Raw genomic sequence first — 17230 nt, forward strand, 5'->3', positions numbered from 1 at the left:
GGGGGGTGGGGGGGGGGGGGGGTGGGGGGGGGGGGATTGGGGGGGGGTGGGCGCGCCGTGCGGCCCTGCCTTCGTCAGTCGCCGACGATCTCGGCGATCTTCGCCCGCAGCGCCGCGGGGGTGCGTGGGGCGTAATCCTCACCGTTGATCCGCACCGTCGGGGTGCCGCGCAGGCCCGCGGCACTGGCGGCGTCCTTCACCGCGCCACGGTAGGTGCCGGTGTCGATGCACTCGCCGACGGCTTCAGAGGCGCCGGCCTCGTGGGCCCACCGGGTCAGCTGCGCATCGTCGGGCTGGTCTGAGCTGGCCTCGTCGGGCTGGGTCGCCGGGTCGAACAGCAGCGCATGGAAGCGCCGAAACGCCGGCACCGACTCGTCGGCCACGCAGTAGGCGGCGGCGCCGGCGCGCGAGGAGTAGGTGCGCGTCCCGGAGTCGAGGATCGCGACCGGGTAGTAGTCGGCGGCCACCGTGCCGCTGTCGATCAGGTCGTCGATGGTCTCGCCGAACGTCTGCTCGAAGTGGCCGCACCCCGGGCAGAGGAAGTCTTCGTAGAGAGCGACGACCGCCTTCGGCTCCCCACTGTCGGGGTCGACCTGCAGATTGTCCGCGGCGACGCGTACCGGATGCAGGGCCTCGGTCGGTGGGCTCGCGGTGGGGTGAGCGCCCGGGGTGGCGGCGGTGCCGCGCAGCAGCAGAAACGCCGCGATCACCCCGATCACCACAACCAGCGCCGCGACGATCACCACGACCGGGGCCAGTGAACGGGATGGAGGGTTGGTGGGGTCTGATGGATCAGTGGGGGGCACCGGGGCCGATCTCCTCCCTGTGCGGCGACCGCGACCCTCTGACACTACCGTGCCGGTGCTGCGGTGATCGCGCCGGTCAGCGCCGTGTCCGACACACCGCGACACGCTCGACACGCGGAAAAACCCGCGAAATCCTGCCCGCGGGGCCGCCGCGGCGTCCACACCCACCCGCCGGCACGGCATCCGTAGCGCCGTCTTCGATGTTTCGTCATCAATCATGGTGCATGGCAACGGATTTGAATTCTCGACGACGGCAGGTCGCGATTTTGCGTCGGTGTGTGAGGGGCGCGCGAACGGGCCCGCGACGTCGGCCTCGCCCCGGATAGGTGGCCTCGGTGCGTGCCCGCCAGGCGGGGGTGGGGTTAGATTTCGTCAGACGGCGTGGGTACGGTCGTCGTCGCTAGCGGGTGTACCCCGGCTGAGACAACAGAAATCGGTGGCCAACGGGGTCGCCGGTGAGGAGACGGAGGAATCGTGGCCCTTCCCCAGTTGACCGACGAGCAGCGCGCGGCAGCGTTGGAGAAGGCCGCCGCCGCACGCCGGGCGCGTGCCGAGCTCAAAGACCGGCTCAAGCGCGGCGGCACCAACCTCAAGCAGGTTCTCAAGGATGCCGAGACCAATGAAGTGCTGGGCAAGATGAAGGTTTCCGCCCTGCTCGAGGCGCTGCCGAAGGTGGGCAAGGTCAAGGCCCAGGAGATCATGACCGAGCTGGAGATCGCCCCCACGCGCCGGCTGCGCGGGCTGGGCGACCGGCAGCGCAAGGCGCTGCTGGAGAAGTTCGACTTCTCCTAAGGCGCGGCCCTGAACGCCGACGGGGGACCGGGCGGCGACCCCCACCGCGGCCCCGAGCGGGCCGGACGGGTGGTGGTGCTGTCCGGTCCGTCCGCGGTCGGGAAATCCAGCGTGGTCGGATGTCTGCGCCAACAGATCCCCGACCTGCATTTCAGTGTGTCGGCCACCACCCGGGCCCCGCGTCCCGGCGAGGTCGACGGCCTCGACTACCGGTTCGTCACCCCGGCGGCCTTCCAGCAGCTCATCGATGACGGTGCGCTGCTGGAATGGGCCGAGATCCACGGCGGGCTGCACCGCTCGGGCACCCCGGCCGCGCCGGTACGTGCTGCAGCGGCCGCCGGGCATCCGGTGCTCATCGAGGTCGATCTGGCCGGTGCGCGCGCGGTGAAAGCCGCGCTGCCCGCCGCTCTGACCGTGTTTTTGGCCCCGCCGGACTGGGCGACGCTGGAGCGCCGGCTGGCCGGTCGCGGCACCGAGACACCGCAGGCGATGACGCGTCGACTGGCGACCGCCCGCGCCGAACTGGCCGCCCAGGGCGACTTCGATGTGGTCGTTGTCAACGACCGATTGGAGAACGCCTGCGCAAAATTGGTATCGTTGCTGGTGGGAACCGCGCCGGAGCCGGCCGACTAACCCGCCGCAGACCCCCGACCCCAACTTCCGGGAGACTATCCACGTGAGCACCACCCAAGCCGACAGCCCGTCGGTCGACAGTTACGAGACCTACGACACGCCGCTGGGGATCACCAACCCGCCCATCGACGAGCTGCTGGAGCGCGCGTCGAGCAAGTACGCGCTGGTCATCTACGCCGCCAAGCGGGCACGGCAGATCAACGACTACTACAACCAGCTCGGGGACGGCATCTTGGAGTACGTCGGCCCGCTGGTCGAGCCGGGGCTGCACGAAAAGCCGCTGTCGATCGCGCTGCGCGAGATCCACGCCGACCTGCTCGAGCACACCGAAGGCGAGTAGCCGGGTCGAACCGATGGACCCCAAGCGGACCCCCAAACGGATCATCGTCGGCGTCGCCGGGGGGATCGCCGCCTACAAGTCCTGCACCGTGGTGCGCCAGCTGGTCGAGGCCGGTCACCACGTCCGGGTGGTGCCGACCGAGTCCGCACTGCGGTTCGTCGGCGCCGCCACCTTCGAGGCGCTGTCCGGGGAACCGGTGAACACCGGGGTCTTCGAGGATGTCCCGCAGGTCCCGCACGTGGCGATCGGCCAGGGTGCGGATTTGGTGATCGTCGCGCCGGCGACCGCGGACCTGATGGCGCGCGCCGTCGCCGGTCGCGCCGACGACCTGCTCACCGCCACCTTGCTCACCGCGCACTGCCCGGTGCTGTTCGCCCCGGCGATGCACACCGAGATGTGGCTGCATCCGGCCACCGTCGACAACGTCGCCACCTTGCGCCGCCGCGGCGCGGTGGTCCTCGAACCGGCCTCCGGCCGGCTCACCGGCGCCGACAGCGGCGCGGGCCGGCTGCCGGAGGCCGAGGAGATCACCACGTTCGCCGAGCTGCTGCTGGAGCGCGCCGATGCGCTGCCCTACGACCTGGCCGGGCGGCGGGTGGTGGTCACCGCCGGGGGCACCCGCGAGCCGGTCGACCCGGTGCGGTTCATCGGCAACCGCAGCTCCGGCAAGCAGGGCTACGCCGTGGCGCGGGTGGCCGCACAACGCGGTGCCCGGGTGACGCTGATCGCCGGGCACACCGCCGGACTGATCGACCCGGCCGGGGTGGAGGTGGTGCGGGTCAGCTCCGCCCAGCAGCTCGGTGAGGCGGTCGCCAAACACGTTCCCGACGCCGACGTGCTGGTGATGGCCGCCGCCGTCGCCGACTTCCGGCCCGCGCAGGTCGCCGCCGCCAAGATCAAAAAGGGCGACAACGCCCCGCCGGTCATCGACCTGGTCCGCAACGACGACGTGCTGGCCGGGACGGTACGGGCCCGCGCCGACGGCCAGTTGCCGAACCTGCAGGCCGTCGTCGGATTCGCCGCCGAGACCGGCGACGACCACGGCGACGTGCTGTTCCACGCCCGGGCCAAGCTGGCGCGCAAGGGGTGCGACCTGCTGGTGGTCAACGCCGTCGGTGAGGGTCGCGCGTTCGAGGTCGACCACAACGACGGGTGGTTGCTGGCCGCCGACGGCACCGAATCGGCGCTGCAGCCCGGATCCAAAACACTGATGGCGAGCCGTATCGTGGACGCGGTCGTCGCGTTTCTGCACGGTCACGCCCGGTAGCGGCCACCGCCGCCCGGCGCCGATCGCCACGGCGATACGATTTGGCTAGCTAACTTTTACGAGGCCCGGGGAAGGATGCCATTGTGAGTGAGATGGGGCGGTTGTTCACCAGCGAGTCGGTGACCGAGGGGCATCCGGACAAAATCTGTGACGCCGTCAGCGACTCGGTGCTCGACGCGCTGCTGGCCGAGGACCCCGCCTCCCGTGTCGCGGTGGAGACACTGGTCACCACCGGGCAGGTCCACGTGGCCGGTGAGGTCACCACCGCGGCCAAGGCGGCGTTCGCCGACATCACCGACACGGTGCGCAACCGCATCCTCGAGATCGGCTACGACGACTCCGCCAAGGGGTTCGACGGCGCCACCTGCGGGGTGAACATCGCGATCGGCAAGCAGTCGCCCGACATCGCTCAGGGCGTCGACACCGCCCACGAGACCCGGGTGGAGGCGGCCACCGACCCGCTGGACGCGCAGGGCGCCGGCGACCAGGGGCTGATGTTCGGCTACGCGATCTCCGACACCCCGGAGTTGATGCCGCTGCCGATCGCGCTGGCGCACCGGCTGTCGCGCCGGCTGACCGAGGTCCGCAAGTCCGGGGCGCTGGACTATCTGCGCCCGGACGGCAAGACGCAGGTCACCGTGGCCTACGACGGCGCCACCCCGGTGCGGTTGGACACCGTGGTGCTGTCCACCCAGCATGCCGACGGTGTCGACCTGGACAACACCCTCGCCCCCGACATCCGCGACCAGGTGGTCAACACCGTGCTCGCCGAGTTGGGTCACTCCACCCTGGACACCTCCGACTACCGGCTGCTGATCAACCCGACCGGCAAGTTCGTGCTCGGCGGCCCGATGGGCGACGCCGGGCTGACCGGCCGCAAGATCATCGTCGACACCTACGGCGGTTGGGCGCGGCACGGCGGGGGAGCGTTCTCCGGCAAGGACCCGTCGAAGGTGGATCGCTCCGCGGCCTACGCGATGCGCTGGGTGGCCAAAAACGTCGTCGCCGCCGGATTGGCCGAGCGCATCGAGGTGCAGGTCGCCTACGCCATCGGCAAGGCCGCGCCGGTCGGGTTGTTCGTCGAGACGTTCGGCACCGAGACCGTCGACCCGGTCAAGATCGAGAAGGCCATCGGCGAGGTGTTCGACCTGCGCCCCGGGGCGATCATCCGGGACCTGGACCTGCTGCGGCCCATCTACGCCCAGACCGCTGCCTACGGACACTTCGGGCGCACCGACGTCGACCTGCCCTGGGAGCAGACCAACAAGGTCGACGACCTCAAACGCGCGATTTAGCCGTCGGCGGGGAGGCCGAACCCGCGCAAACCCGGATCGTCGGCGGTGGTGAAGCGGTGTACCGCGATCCCGCCCTCGTTGCCGCCGACGGTGGTGAGAACCCCGTCGGTGACGGCGACGACGAAGTTGGTGTGCTGACCGAACGGGCTGGGCTCGTCGTAGATGACCACGTCGGCGACCTGCGGGCGATACCCGCCGTCGGCGGGCCGGAACCGCTCGGCCTGTCGAAAGGCCTGCTCCAGGGTGGCCACGCCGGGGATCCGCCACGACCCCGAATTCGGGTTGGTCACCGGGGCGCCGGCGGCACGCAGCACCCAGCTGACGAAATCGGCGCACCACGGCTCATCGAGCCCGTCGGCGTAGGTCGGCCCCGGCGGCTGGTGGGCGTACTGCTCGGCGAGCACGTCGACCACCGCGGCCCGCACCGGGGACAGCCCGGCGGTGTCGACCACCGGGAACGCCACCTCGGGCGGCCGCTGCTGGCAGCCGGCCAGCGTGATGACCAGCGCCGCGAGCGCCGCAACCAGGCGGTGCGGTCGGTGCAGTGCCATGCGATTGAGCGTAACCGGGGCCCCGGTGCGCCCGTTACGCTCACAGGGCGCGCGGAGCGACAGGGAGGCGGCCCCGATGATGATCATGATCGGTCAGGTGACGTTGCTGACGTTCCTGGCGCTCGCGCTGGGCGTGATCGCGGTGGTGTTCGTGCGCGGAGTGCGCCGCAACGGGTTTCCGGACCCGCCGGCCGACCCGTCGGCGGCGGCGCTGCACCGAGCCATCTACGGGCCGCGCCCGCCCACGCCGTTGCCGGAGTGGGCCTACGGCGACGAGATCGGGGATCGGGCCGACGAGGCGCCCTCCGACGAGGCGTCCTGAGCGACGCGCCCCTGACGAGCAACCCTGAGCGCCCCGAGTAGCCCCGAGGGCATCACCGGGTCACAAGGTGCCGAGTACGGCCGTCACCAGGTTCTCGATCGCCAGCGGGATCTGCGTGACGGCGAACATCTGCGGTAGCTCCGCAGTCGCCGAGGCCCACGGCTGCCAGCCCAGTGCCGTGGCGACGGCCATCGGGACCGTCGACGTGAGGACCGAGAGCAGGCCGTTGTCGATCGGGAACGAACCGATCGACAGCAGCCCCGGCCAGAAGTGCCCGCCGCCGGCGTCGGCGACACCGCCATTGAGCAGCGCGCCGGTGACCGCGGCGGGCAGGTTGACCAGACCGCCCAGTGCGGTGAGCGGGTCGCCCTGCCCGACCGCATCGGCCACCGTGTGGGCGGTGTCGCCCAACGCCGCGGCAACACTGTGCACCGGGCCGAGAGCGGCGACCGTGACATACGGATCGGTCAGGTCGGCGAGCGCCGCCACCACGTTCGCCAGATTCTGCGCCATGGTGGCCGGAATCGCCATCACCGGATCCAGGTGCGCGACGGGATCGGTGACCGTCCCGACCAGCAGATCGGCCAGTGCGGTGAACCCCTGATCGAGGTGCCCGGACGTGAGATCGCCGACGATGTCGGTCAGCCCGGCCGGCCACCGCTGGGTCAGGTACCCGAGCAGTTCCCCGGTGCCGCCCTGCAACGCGGTGGCGGTCGTGGCGGCGTAGCCGCCCAGATTGTCGAGGAACTGCGTCAGCGCCGGCAGCCGGCGCGCCATCAGAGATGAGGCCAGGGCCCCCAGATTGTCCGCGGAGGTCGCCAAGACGTCCATCCACGCCGTGACGGGGTCGGCGGCGGCCGCCAGTGCGACCGAGAGCCGCTCCGGATTCGTCGGAACCGGTTCCACCGGCGCGGCGGCGACCAGGGCCGCGGTCAGCGCGACGCTGCCGAACACTGAGCGGTGGCGGGTTGGGTGCACGGCGGTTCCCTTCGCCTGCCCCCGGATCGGTATCGCAAAGACTATAAGCGGGCTTACGGACGCATCGGGGGACAACGGCGAAAATCGTTGCGCACCAGGAGGCGCACCAGGAGGCGCACCCCGTTGCGCACCACGAGGGTCCGGCGGCGATGCGCCGGTTTCAGGCGCGCAGCCCGGCGTGCAGCGCGGCCAGCCCCCGCTCGGTCGCCGCGGTGGCCGCCGGGACCACGCCGGAGTAGCCGAGATAGCCGTGCACCAGGGTCGCGGCGTTGTCGGTCTGCACCGCCACCCCGGCCGCGGTGAGCAGGTCGGCGTAGTGCAGGCCGTCGTCGCGCAGCGGGTCGTATCCGGCCACCGCGATGTAGGCCGGCGGCAGCCCGTGCAGGTCCGCGGTGCGGGCCGGGGCCATCGTCGGCGGCGGGTTCCGCGGATCGACCCCGTCCCCGGCGTACCAGCGGGTGAACGCCGCCAGCGCCGCGCGGTCCATCACCGGGGCGTCGGCGTTCTCGGTGAACGACGGCAGCGACGTGTCGTAGGTGGTGCCCGGGTACCACAGCAACTGGAACACGATCGCGGGCCCGCCCTGATCGCGGGCCAACTGGGCGACCACCGCCGACAGCGTGCCCCCGGCGGAGTCACCGGCCACCGCCAGCCGCGCCGCATCGGCGCCGAATTCGGCGCCGTGAGCAGCCACCCACTCGGTCGCCGCCAACGCGTCCTCGACCGCCGCCGGATGCGGATGTTCCGGCGCCAGCCGGTAATCGACCGACACCACCACCGCGTCGGCGCCGACGGCGTGGTCGCGCGCCGTGCCGTCATGGGTGTCCAGATCGCCGATCGCGAACCCGCCGCCGTGGAAGAACACCACCACCGGGTGCGGCCCGGGGCCCGGCGGCCAGTAGATCCGCACCGGCAGGTCACCGGCCGGCCCGGGGATCACCCGGTCTTCGGTGCGCACCTGGGGATGCACCGGGCGGCGCTTGAGATCACGGAAACGCTTGCGGGCGGCCTGCACCCCGCCGTCGGCGGTCAACCGGAACGGCACCGCGTCCAGTACCTTCTGCAAGATGGGGTCGATGGGCGGTGAATCTGCGGACATGACGACACCTTATGCGCGGCCCGCCACGTCGTGGCGAGCGCGGCTGTGGGGCGCCGCGGCCGTCGCCGGTATCGGCTACGGCGCGGCGTTGATCGTCATCGCGCTGCAGGTGCCGGGCGCTGCGGAACTGACCGGCCGGTTCCCGGCCCAACCGGCGGCCAAAGCGGCGATGGCGGTGCTGTTGGCTGCGGCGGCGTGGACCCACCCGCCGATCCGGGAGCGGCGGTGGCTGGTGGGCGCTCTGGGGTTCTCCGCACTGGGCGACGTGCTGCTGGCCGTACCGGGGTGGCCGCCGTCGTTCGTCGGCGGACTGGGAGCGTTCCTGGTGGCGCACCTGTGTTTCCTGGCGGCGCTGGTCCCGCTGGCCGCCCCGACCCGGGCGCGCTGGGTGGGGGTCGGACTCATGGTGTGCGCCTCAGCCGGGCTGCTGGTGTGGTTCTGGCCGCGGCTGCTCACCGAGGGCCTGGCGCTGCCGGTCACCGGCTACATCGGGGTGCTCGCCGCGATGGTCGCCGCGGCGTTGCTGGCCGGCCTGCCCACGGCGTGGACGGCGGGCGGCGCGGTGTGTTTCGCGGTCTCCGACGCGATGATCGGTATCGACCGGTTCGTGTTGGACTCCGAGACGCTGGCCGTGTCGATCTGGTGGTGCTATGCGGCGGCGCAGCTGTTGATCACCGCCGGACTGTTCTTCCGGCGGGGCCTGTCGGGGCCGGCTGCTAGACCGGCGAGGTGAGCCCCGCCGCCCGGCAGCCCGCCGAACACGAGCCGATCGCCCGGGTACTGCCGATGCTCTCGGTGCCGCACCTGGACCGGGAGTTCGACTACCTGGTCACCGCCGAGCAGTCCGACGACGCCCAACCCGGGGTGCGGGTGCGGGTGCGTTTCCACGGCCGCCTGGTCGACGCGTTCCTTTTGGAGCGGCGCACCGACACCGACCATGTCGGCCGGCTGGCCCGGCTGGAACGCGTCGTCTCCCCGGAGGCGGTGCTCACCCCGCAGGTGCGCCGACTGGTCGACGCGGTCGCCGCGCGCTACGCCGGCACCCGCGCCGACGTGCTGCGCCTGGCGGTGCCGCCGCGGCACGCGCGGGTCGAGCGCGACACCGCCCCGCCGCTGGTGTTGCCGATCGTGGCGGCCCCCGACCCCGACGCGTGGAACGCCTACGGCGGTGGCGGGCAGTTCCTCGCCGCGCTCGGCGAGTCCCGGGCGGCCCGCGCCGTGTGGCAGGCCCTGCCCGGGGAGAGCTGGGCGCAGCGGTTCGCCGAGGCGGCCGCACAGACCGTGCGCGCCGGACGTTCGGTGCTGGCGGTCGTTCCCGACCAGCGTGACGTCGACGCCCTCGCCGCGGCCGCCGCGCAGTACTTCGACGCCAGCACGGTGGCCACCCTGTCGGCGGGGCTGGGCCCGGCCGCGCGCTACCGCCGCTGGCTGACGGTGCTGCGGGGCGGGGCCCGGCTGGTGATCGGCACCCGCAGCGCCGTGTTCGCCCCGGTGCGCGATCTGGGGCTGGTCATGATCTGGGACGACGGCGACGACACCCTCGCCGAGCCGCGCGCGCCGTACCCGCACGCCCGCGAAGTCGGCATGCTGCGCGCCCACCAGCTGCGCTGCGCGGCCCTGATCGGCGGCTATGCCCGCACCGCCGAGGCGCAGGCCCTCGTCGAGAGCGGCTGGGCCCACGACCTGGTGGCCGAACGCTCGACGCTGCGGGCCCGCGCCCCGCGGGTGGTGGCCTCCGACGACGGCGGGTACTCCGGGTCCACCGAGGCCGCCGACCCCGCGGCGCGCACGGCACGGCTGCCGCTGGTGGCGTTGCGGGCCGCGCGAACCGCCCTGGCGGCCGGTGCCTCGGTGCTGGTGCAGGTGCCGCGGCGCGGCTACCTGCCGGCGCTGGCCTGTGCGCGCTGCCGCAGCGTGGTGCGGTGCCGGCACTGCACCGGGCCGCTGGCGCTGCCCGCCCGCTCGGCCAGCCCGGTCTGCCGCTGGTGCGGACGCGCCGACCCGGCCCTGCGCTGCGGGCACTGCGGCTCCGACGCGGTACGCGCGGTGGTGGTCGGGGCGCGGCGCACCGCCGAGGAGCTCGGCCGGGCGTTCCCGGGCACCACGGTGGTCACCTCCACCGGGGACACCGTCGTCACCGATCTCGCCGAGCACGCGCACGCCCCGGTGCTGGCGATCGCCACCCCCGGCGCCGAGCCGAGCGCGCCGGGCGGCTACGGCGCGGCGCTTCTGCTCGACAGCTGGGCGCTGCTGGGCCGCCAGGACCTGCGCGCCGCCGAGGACACCCTGCGGCGCTGGCTGGCCGCGGCGACGCTGGTGCGCGCACACCGTGACGGGGGGACCGTGGTCGTCGTCGCCGAATCCACGATCCCGACGGTGCAGGCGCTGATCCGCTGGGACCCGGTCGGCCACGCCGCGGGCGAGTTGGCGGCGCGCACCGAGGTCGGGCTGCCCCCGGCGGTGCATCTGGCCGCCGTCGACGGCGCCCCCGACGCGGTGGCCGCGGTGATCGCCGAGGCGGCGCTGCCCGGCGGCGCCGAACTGCTCGGACCGGTGGAGCTGCCGGTGGGCGCGCGTCGGCCCGCCGGCACCGACGGGCCGGTCGAACGGATGCTGGTGCGGGTGCCCCGCCACGACGGGCTGGCGCTGGCCGCGGCGCTGCGCCGCGCGGTCGCGGTGTTGTCGGCGCGGCACGGCACCCAGCCCACCCGGGTGCAGATCGACCCGTTGCACGTCGGCTGAGTCCGACCGGCGCGGTCCCGAGGCGCGGTGTGGTGCGGCCTAGACTGGCGCGGTGCGTCTCGTCTTCGCCGGCACCCCCGAACCCGCGCTGCCCGCCCTGCAACGCCTGATCGACGCCCCCGACCACGAGGTGGTCGCCGTGCTCACCCGCCCGGACGCCGCCGCCGGGCGCCGCGGCCGGTTGCAGCCCTCGCCGGTGGCGCAGCGGGCCCTCGACCACGCCATCCCGGTGCTGCGCCCTGCCAGCCCCAACACCGCGGAGTTCGCCGCCGAACTCGCCGAGCTGGCCCCGGACTGCTGCCCGGTCGTCGCCTACGGGGCGCTGCTGGGGCAGCGGCTGTTGGCGATCCCCGCTCACGGCTGGATCAATCTGCATTTCTCGCTGCTGCCGGCCTGGCGCGGTGCGGCCCCGGTGCAGGCGGCACTGGCCGCCGGTGACGAGGTCACCGGGGCCAGCACCTTCCGCATCGAACCGGCCCTGGACTCCGGACCGGTCTACGGCGTGGTCACCGAGACGATCCGCCCCACCGACACCGCCGGTGACCTGCTGGCCCGGCTGGCCGACTCGGGTGCGGCGCTGTTGGCCGCCACCCTCGACGGTGTCGCCGCCGGGACGCTGCAGGCGGTGCCGCAGCCGGCCGAGGGGGTGAGCTACGCGCCGAAGATCACCGTCGACGACGCCCGGGTGCGCTGGAGCCGGCCCGCCCAGGCCGTCGACCGGCAGATCCGGGCGCTCACCCCGCATCCCGGTGCCTGGACGATGCTGGGGCAGGCGCGGCTCAAGCTCGGCCCGGTGAGCGTCGACCCGGATGCACCGGCACCGCTGGCCCCCGGCCAGCTGCACGCCGGGCGCACCGCGGTGTGGATCGGCACCGGCTCCGACCCGGTGCGGCTGAACCGAATTCAGCCGCCCGGCAAGAAGTTCATGCCCGCCGCGGACTGGGCGCGCGGCGCCCATCCCGATCCCGCGGTGTTCGCCTCGTGACCCGGCCGCACCGCCGCCCGCCGCGGCGGACCCGCACCCCGTTGGACCCGGCGCGGCGTGCCGCCTTCGATGTGCTGCGCGCGGTCACCGACCGCGACGCCTACGCCAACCTGGCGTTGCCGCCGATCCTGCGGGAACGCGGCATCGTCGGGCGCGACGCGGCGTTCGCCACCGAACTGACCTACGGCACCTGCCGCACCCGCGGGCTGCTCGACGCGGTGATCGGCGCGGCCGCCGGACGCGACTCCACGGCGATCAATCCGGTGCTGCTGGACCTGCTGCGGCTGGGCACCTACCAACTGTTGCGCACCCGGGTGGAGTCTCACGCCGCGGTCTCCACCACCGTCGAGCAGGCCGGAATCGAATTCGATTCGGCCCGTGCTGGTTTCGTCAACGCGGTGTTGCGCACGATCAGCGCCCGCGACGAGGCCTCCTGGGTGGCCGAGTTGGCGCCGGACGCCGCCGCCGACCCGATCGGGCACGCCGCGTTCACCCATGCCCATCCGCGGTGGATCGCCCAGGCCTTCACCGATGCGCTCGGCGCCGACGCCGCGGAACTGGCCGCGGTGCTCGCCGCCGACGACGAACGGCCCCAGGTGCACCTGGCGGTGCGCCCGGGGGTGCTCGACGCCGCCGAACTGGCCGACGCGGTCGGGGGCCATCCCGGTCGCTATTCGCCGTACGCGGTGTACCTGCCGTCCGGGGACCCCGGGCAACTCGACGCGGTCCGTGACGGGAGCGCGCTGGTCCAAGACGAGGGCAGCCAGCTGGTGGCCCGCGCGCTCACCCTGGCCGAACTCGACGGCCCCGACGGGGGGCGCTGGCTGGACCTGTGCGCCGGACCCGGCGGCAAGACCGCGCTGCTGGGCGGGCTGGCGGCCGTCGCCGGGGCCACCGTCACCGCCGTGGAGCCGTCGGTGCGCCGCGCCGGGCTCGTCACCGAGAACACCGCCGGGCTGCCGGTGCGGGTGCACACCGTCGACGGCCGCGACAGCGGACTGGAACCCGGCTTCGACCGGGTGCTCGTCGACGCCCCGTGCACCGGGCTGGGGGCGCTGCGGCGGCGCCCGGAGGCCCGCTGGCGGCGGCGCCCCGCCGACATCCCGGAGCTGACCCGGCTGCAGCGCGAGCTGCTGGCCGCCGCGATCGCGCTGACCCGCCCCGGCGGGATGGTGCTCTACGCGACCTGTTCGCCGCACCTGGCCGAGACCACCGGGGTGGTCGCCGATGCGCTGCGCCGCCACCGGGTGCGCGCACTGGACACCACCGCCCTGTTCGCCCCGGCCGAGCGACTCGGCGCCGGACCGCACGTGCAGCTGTGGCCGCACCGGCACGGCACCGACGCCATGTTCGCCGCGGCGCTGCAAGTACTCTGAGCGCCATGTCCGACACCGCGGATCGACCGCTGATCGCCCCTTCGATCCTCTCCGCCGACTTCGCCCGACTCGCCGACGAGGTCGCCGCGGTCAAGGGCGCCGACTGGCTGCACGTCGACGTGATGGACAACCATTTCGTGCCGAACCTGACCCTCGGGTTGCCGGTGGTGCAGAGCCTGCTCGGCGTCACCGACATCCCGATGGACTGCCATCTGATGATCGAGGATCCCGGCCGCTGGGCCCCGCCGTACGCCGAGGCCGGTGCACACAACGTCACCTTCCACGCCGAGGCCACCGACGACCCGGTGGCGGTGGCCCGCGACATCCGCGCCGCCGGCGCCAAGGCCGGCCTCGGGATCAAACCGGGCACCCCGCTGGATCCCTACCTGGAGATCCTGCGCTCCTTCGACACCCTGCTGGTGATGTCGGTGGAGCCGGGCTTCGGCGGGCAGGCGTTCATCCCCGAGGTGCTCGACAAGGTCCGCGCCATGCGGCGTCTCGTCGACGCCGGTGAGCTGCGGATCCTCATCGAGATCGACGGCGGCATCAACGCCGACACCATCGAGGCGGCCGCCGAGGCCGGCGTGGACTGCTTCGTCGCCGGCTCCGCGGTGTACGGCACCGCCGACCCCGCCGCCACCGTGACCGCGCTGCGCGAGCGGGCCGCCGCGGTCTCCCCGCACCTGCATCTGCCCCGATGAGTGCGATGCTGACCCCCGAGGCGGCGATGAGCCTGGCGATCGAGCAGGCCGACGCGGTCAAGGGCGCCACCTACCCCAACCCGCCGTGCGGGGCGGTCATCCTCGACGCCGACGGCCGGGTCGCCGGGGTGGGTGCGACCGAACCGGTCGGCGGGGCCCACGCCGAGGTGCGCGCTCTGCGCCGCGCCGGACAGCGGGCCGCCGGCGGCACCGCAGTGGTCACCCTGGAGCCCTGCAACCACCACGGCCGCACCCCGCCGTGCGTGGACGCCCTGCTGGCCGCCGGGGTGGCGACGGTCATCTACGCGGTGCGCGACCCCAACCCGGTCGCCGCCGGTGGCGCCGACCGGTTGGCTGCGGCCGGGATCGCGGTGCACACCGGGGTGGGTGCGGACGCGGTCACCGCCGGGCCGCTGCGCGAGTGGCTGCACAAACAGCGCACCGGGTGCCCGCACGTCACCTGGAAGTACGCCACCAGCATCGACGGTCGCAGTGCGGCCGCTGACGGCTCCAGCCAGTGGATCACCGGCGAGGCCGCGCGCGCCGATCTGCACGTGCGTCGCGCGGCGGCCGAGGCGATCGTGGTGGGCACCGGCACCGTCTTCGTCGACGATCCGACCCTGACCGCGCGCCGCCCCGACGGAACCCTCGCCGACCGCCAACCGCTGCGGGTGGTGGTCGGCCACCGGGAGGTGTCCAGCGATGCGCGGGTGCTCAACGACGATTCGCGCACCATGGTGATCCGCACCCACGATCCGGCGGAGGTGATGGGGGCCCTCGCCGACCGCACCGACGTGATGCTCGAGGGCGGCCCCACCCTGGCCGGGGCGTTCCTGCGGGCCGGGCTGGTCCACCGGATCCTGGCCTACGTGGCGCCGATCCTGCTCGGCGGGCCGATCACCGCTGTCGACGACGTCGGGGTGTCCGCCATCACCGGCGCGCTGCGGTGGCGCTACGACGGCGTCCACCGCATCGACCCGGACCTGCTGGTCAGCTTGGTGCCGTCGGGGACTCGCTGACCGTCTCCGGTGTGGCCGTCTCCGGTGTGGCCTGAGCCGACCCCGACCCGGCCTCGGGGGCGTCGGCGCCGTGCGAGCGGCCCCCGATCAGCAGACCCAGCACCGCGCCGACCACACAGATGATCGCGGTGATGCCGAACATCTCGCCGTACTGCAGTGCGAACGCCAACCGGTAGTTGGCGGCCTCCGCGGTGAGCTTCTCGGCGAGGGTGTCCCCGCCGCGCGCCGGCAGCCCCGCCAGGATCTGGTTGAACCGGTGCAGACCCCACGCCGACAGTGCGGCCATCCCGACCAGCATCCCCGTCATCCGGGCCACCACCACGCCGGCGGAGGCGATCCCGTGCTGTGCCGGGGGAACCACCCGCAGCGTCGCCGACGTCAGCGGCCCGATCACCAAGCCCAGCCCGAGCCCGGCCAGCGCCAGGTCGGTGTCGAGGGCGGGCAGGGTGACGAACCCCAACTCGTGCTGGTAGGAGAGCAGGTCGACCGGCCACTGCGAGATCAGCCGGTAGCCGCCGGCGGCGATGAGCAGCCCGACGAACGTCACCGCCCGGTCGCCGACCCGGGTGGCGATGAACCCGCCCGCGAGCGCCCCGATCGGCAGCGCGATCAAAAACCGCAGCAGCAGCCCGGCCGCTTCGTTCTGGCTCATCGACAGCACACCCTGGCCGAACAGTTCCACGTCGACCAGCGTCACCATCAGCGCCGCGCCGGCGCACAGCGACGCCCCCAGCGCCGCGAGGAACGGTCCGAACCGCACGCCGGCCGGATCGATCAGCCGGGTGCGCGCGAAATACTCCCAGACGAAGAACGCGATCCCGGCCACCGCCGCGCCGACCAGCACCGACGGCCCCCAATCCGGAAGCGCCTGGTCGGCGCTCGGGTCGGGGTTGTACAGCCCCACCACCGCCAACCCCAGGGTCAGCGCCAACAGCAGCCCGCCGATGACATCGACCCGTTCCGGCGGCCCGGCCCGCTGGTCCTTCGACGGCAGACTGAAATGGATCATCACCATCGCGATCGCGGTCAGCGGCAAGTTGATCCAGAACACGTCACGCCAGTCCCGCAGCAACCAGACGATGAAGATCCCGTACAGCGGGCCGAGCACACTGCCGAGTTCCTGACCGGCGCTGATGATGCCGAGCACCCCGGCGCGGTTGCGTTCGGCCCACAGGTCGGCCCCGAGCGCCAGCGTCACCGGCAGCAGCGCCCCGGAGGCCACACCCTGCACCGACCGGCCGACCACCAGCATGGTCAGGTCGGTGGAGAGCGCGGTGATGACCGATCCGACCGCGAACGCGACCAGCGCCAGTTGCAGCAGCAGTTTGCGCCCGAACCGGTCGGAGGCGCGTCCCAGCAGCGGCATCGCCGCGACATAGCCGAGCAGATAGCCGGTGATGATCGGCGTGACCTGCTGGATCTTGTTGATCGGGATGCCGACACCGGCCGGCGGCGGGGCCATGATGTCGCGCATGATGGTGACCACGACATAGGTGTCGAGGGCACCGAGCAGGACCGCGAGGCTGCCAGCGCCGATCGCTATCCCACGGTTGGTCCGCATCACACCGCCGGCTTATCCACGGTGACCGGCGCGTCCCAGTTCGACAGCGTCATCTGCACCGTGTTGTCGCTGCTCTGCTCCAGCTGCGCCTGCACCAGCTGATGCGGGTCGTCGGCCTGGATCCAGGCGGTCGCCGGCATCGGGGCGGTCGCGTCCAGTTGCGGTGCCAGCTTGTTCACCGCGTCGGCGGTGACCTCACCGGAGATCTTGATGGTCTCGACGCCGTCGATCTTCTCGCGACTCTCGGCTTTCGGGTCGGTGAAGTTGGCCAGCACGTTGGCCAGCCCGGTGTCGGGGTCCAAGATCGTCGACGGGTCGTAGATGTCGGCGGCCGGACCCCAGTCCGACCAGCGCTTCCCCGACATCGAGGCGTAGAGAATTCCGTCGACGACGACGAAGTCGGCGTCGACCTCCTGGCCGAGCGCCATGATCTTGGCGTTGCCCTTGGCGGCGGTCTGCGGCTTGATGGTGAGGTCGCCGCTGAGGGAGCTGATCGGCAGCGCCTCGATCTCGCCGTCCACCGACAACTCCAGGTGCGCGCTCTGCAGACCGGCGGTGGTCGTCGACGCGTCCTGCAGCAGGGTGGCCGCGTCGGGCAGGTCGGCGGAGCTGGACTCCGTCGACGACGAACATCCGGCAACCAGTCCGGCGCCGAGCGCGACGGTGGCCAACAGAACAGCAGGAACTCTGCGACGCTTCAACATGGTCGCCAATGGTAGAGGGTCGCCGCGGCCGCGCAGCGCAGCAACACCGTGACGCGGCG

The 17230-nt window shown here is 72.9% G+C and carries 18 protein-coding genes; 12 read left to right on the forward strand and 6 right to left on the reverse strand.

Features of this window, described 5'->3' with window-relative positions; genetic code table 11:
* Positions 1-74 precede the first annotated feature (74 nt).
* Positions 75-746, reverse strand: coding sequence for a DsbA family protein (locus tag B8W67_RS00005; RefSeq protein WP_234793871.1), 672 nt, complete (start codon positions 744-746; stop codon positions 75-77).
* Between the two features lie 534 nt (positions 747-1280).
* On the opposite strand from B8W67_RS00005, the gene mihF reads away from it, so the two are divergent.
* From mihF to metK, 5 genes are all read left to right on the forward strand, one after another.
* The gene (mihF, locus tag B8W67_RS00010) at positions 1281-1598 is read left to right on the forward strand and encodes an integration host factor, actinobacterial type (protein WP_067333923.1); all 318 of its coding nucleotides are present in this window, start codon (positions 1281-1283) and stop codon (positions 1596-1598) included.
* 69 nt (positions 1599-1667) lie between these two features.
* Entirely contained in the window at positions 1668-2231 is a 564-nt protein-coding gene (gmk, locus tag B8W67_RS00015; RefSeq protein ID WP_069391947.1) for a guanylate kinase, read from the forward strand.
* Between the two features lie 43 nt (positions 2232-2274).
* Positions 2275-2571 carry a DNA-directed RNA polymerase subunit omega gene (rpoZ, locus tag B8W67_RS00020; RefSeq protein ID WP_069391948.1) on the forward strand — a complete coding sequence of 99 codons (297 nt, stop codon included), beginning with the start codon at positions 2275-2277 and terminating at the stop codon, positions 2569-2571.
* Between the two features lie 13 nt (positions 2572-2584).
* Positions 2585-3838, forward strand: a complete 1254-nt coding sequence (gene coaBC, locus B8W67_RS00025) for a bifunctional phosphopantothenoylcysteine decarboxylase/phosphopantothenate--cysteine ligase CoaBC (protein WP_069391949.1) — start codon at positions 2585-2587, stop codon at positions 3836-3838.
* A gap of 92 nt (positions 3839-3930) precedes the next feature.
* Positions 3931-5133, forward strand: a complete 1203-nt coding sequence (gene metK, locus B8W67_RS00030) for a methionine adenosyltransferase (protein WP_109561681.1) — start codon at positions 3931-3933, stop codon at positions 5131-5133.
* Here the strand turns inward: metK and B8W67_RS00035 are convergent.
* Positions 5130-5684 carry a CHAP domain-containing protein gene (locus B8W67_RS00035; protein ID WP_085301854.1) on the reverse strand — a complete coding sequence of 185 codons (555 nt, stop codon included), beginning with the start codon at positions 5682-5684 and terminating at the stop codon, positions 5130-5132. The genes metK and B8W67_RS00035 overlap by 4 nt on opposite strands.
* 76 nt (positions 5685-5760) lie before the next feature.
* Here B8W67_RS00035 and B8W67_RS00040 point away from each other — a divergent pair, with 76 nt between their 5' ends.
* Positions 5761-6006: a hypothetical protein gene (locus B8W67_RS00040; protein WP_133056025.1), complete on the forward strand. Its 246-nt coding sequence runs from the start codon at positions 5761-5763 to the stop codon at positions 6004-6006.
* A 60-nt stretch (positions 6007-6066) separates the two neighbouring features.
* Here the strand turns inward: B8W67_RS00040 and B8W67_RS00045 are convergent, their stop codons facing one another.
* Entirely contained in the window at positions 6067-6984 is a 918-nt protein-coding gene (locus tag B8W67_RS00045; protein ID WP_133056026.1) for a hypothetical protein, read from the reverse strand.
* A 160-nt stretch (positions 6985-7144) separates the two neighbouring features.
* The gene (locus B8W67_RS00050; protein WP_085301700.1) at positions 7145-8083 is read right to left on the reverse strand and encodes an alpha/beta hydrolase; all 939 of its coding nucleotides are present in this window, start codon (positions 8081-8083) and stop codon (positions 7145-7147) included.
* Here B8W67_RS00050 and B8W67_RS00055 point away from each other — a divergent pair.
* Genes B8W67_RS00055 through ribD form a run of 6 tightly spaced genes read left to right on the forward strand, consistent with a single transcriptional unit; the run spans position 8082 to position 14906 of the window.
* Positions 8082-8816 (forward strand): lysoplasmalogenase, encoded by a 735-nt coding sequence (locus tag B8W67_RS00055; RefSeq protein ID WP_234806619.1) that lies wholly within the window; start codon positions 8082-8084, stop codon positions 8814-8816. The two genes, B8W67_RS00050 and B8W67_RS00055, sit on opposite strands and share 2 nt — an antisense overlap.
* Complete coding sequence (locus tag B8W67_RS00060) at positions 8813-10825, forward strand: primosomal protein N' (protein WP_085301702.1); 2013 nt, start codon at positions 8813-8815, stop codon at positions 10823-10825. The genes B8W67_RS00055 and B8W67_RS00060 overlap by 4 nt, the downstream gene beginning before the upstream one ends.
* 52 nt (positions 10826-10877) lie before the next feature.
* On the forward strand, positions 10878-11810 hold the full coding sequence (gene fmt, locus B8W67_RS00065; RefSeq protein ID WP_069392035.1) for a methionyl-tRNA formyltransferase: 933 nt from the start codon (positions 10878-10880) through the stop codon (positions 11808-11810).
* Positions 11807-13186 carry an RsmB/NOP family class I SAM-dependent RNA methyltransferase gene (locus tag B8W67_RS00070; protein ID WP_085301704.1) on the forward strand — a complete coding sequence of 460 codons (1380 nt, stop codon included), beginning with the start codon at positions 11807-11809 and terminating at the stop codon, positions 13184-13186. The genes fmt and B8W67_RS00070 overlap by 4 nt, the downstream gene beginning before the upstream one ends.
* A 5-nt stretch (positions 13187-13191) precedes the next feature.
* Positions 13192-13887, forward strand: coding sequence for a ribulose-phosphate 3-epimerase (rpe, locus tag B8W67_RS00075; protein WP_069391956.1), 696 nt, complete (start codon positions 13192-13194; stop codon positions 13885-13887).
* Between the two features lie 5 nt (positions 13888-13892).
* A complete protein-coding gene (gene ribD, locus B8W67_RS00080; RefSeq protein WP_069391957.1) occupies positions 13893-14906 on the forward strand; it encodes a bifunctional diaminohydroxyphosphoribosylaminopyrimidine deaminase/5-amino-6-(5-phosphoribosylamino)uracil reductase RibD in 1014 nt (337 codons plus the stop codon).
* On the opposite strand, the gene B8W67_RS00085 is transcribed toward ribD, so the two are convergent.
* Both B8W67_RS00085 and B8W67_RS00090 read right to left on the reverse strand, forming a co-directional pair.
* Entirely contained in the window at positions 14878-16467 is a 1590-nt protein-coding gene (locus B8W67_RS00085; RefSeq protein WP_085301706.1) for an MFS transporter, read from the reverse strand. The two genes, ribD and B8W67_RS00085, sit on opposite strands and share 29 nt — an antisense overlap.
* The gene (locus B8W67_RS00090; RefSeq protein WP_085301708.1) at positions 16467-17171 is read right to left on the reverse strand and encodes an LppX_LprAFG lipoprotein; all 705 of its coding nucleotides are present in this window, start codon (positions 17169-17171) and stop codon (positions 16467-16469) included. The genes B8W67_RS00085 and B8W67_RS00090 overlap by 1 nt, the downstream gene beginning before the upstream one ends.
* Positions 17172-17230 lie beyond the last annotated feature (59 nt).

It is taken from the genome of Mycolicibacillus koreensis (genome assembly GCF_002104795.1).
GTDB lineage: Bacteria > Actinomycetota > Actinomycetes > Mycobacteriales > Mycobacteriaceae > Mycobacterium > Mycobacterium koreense.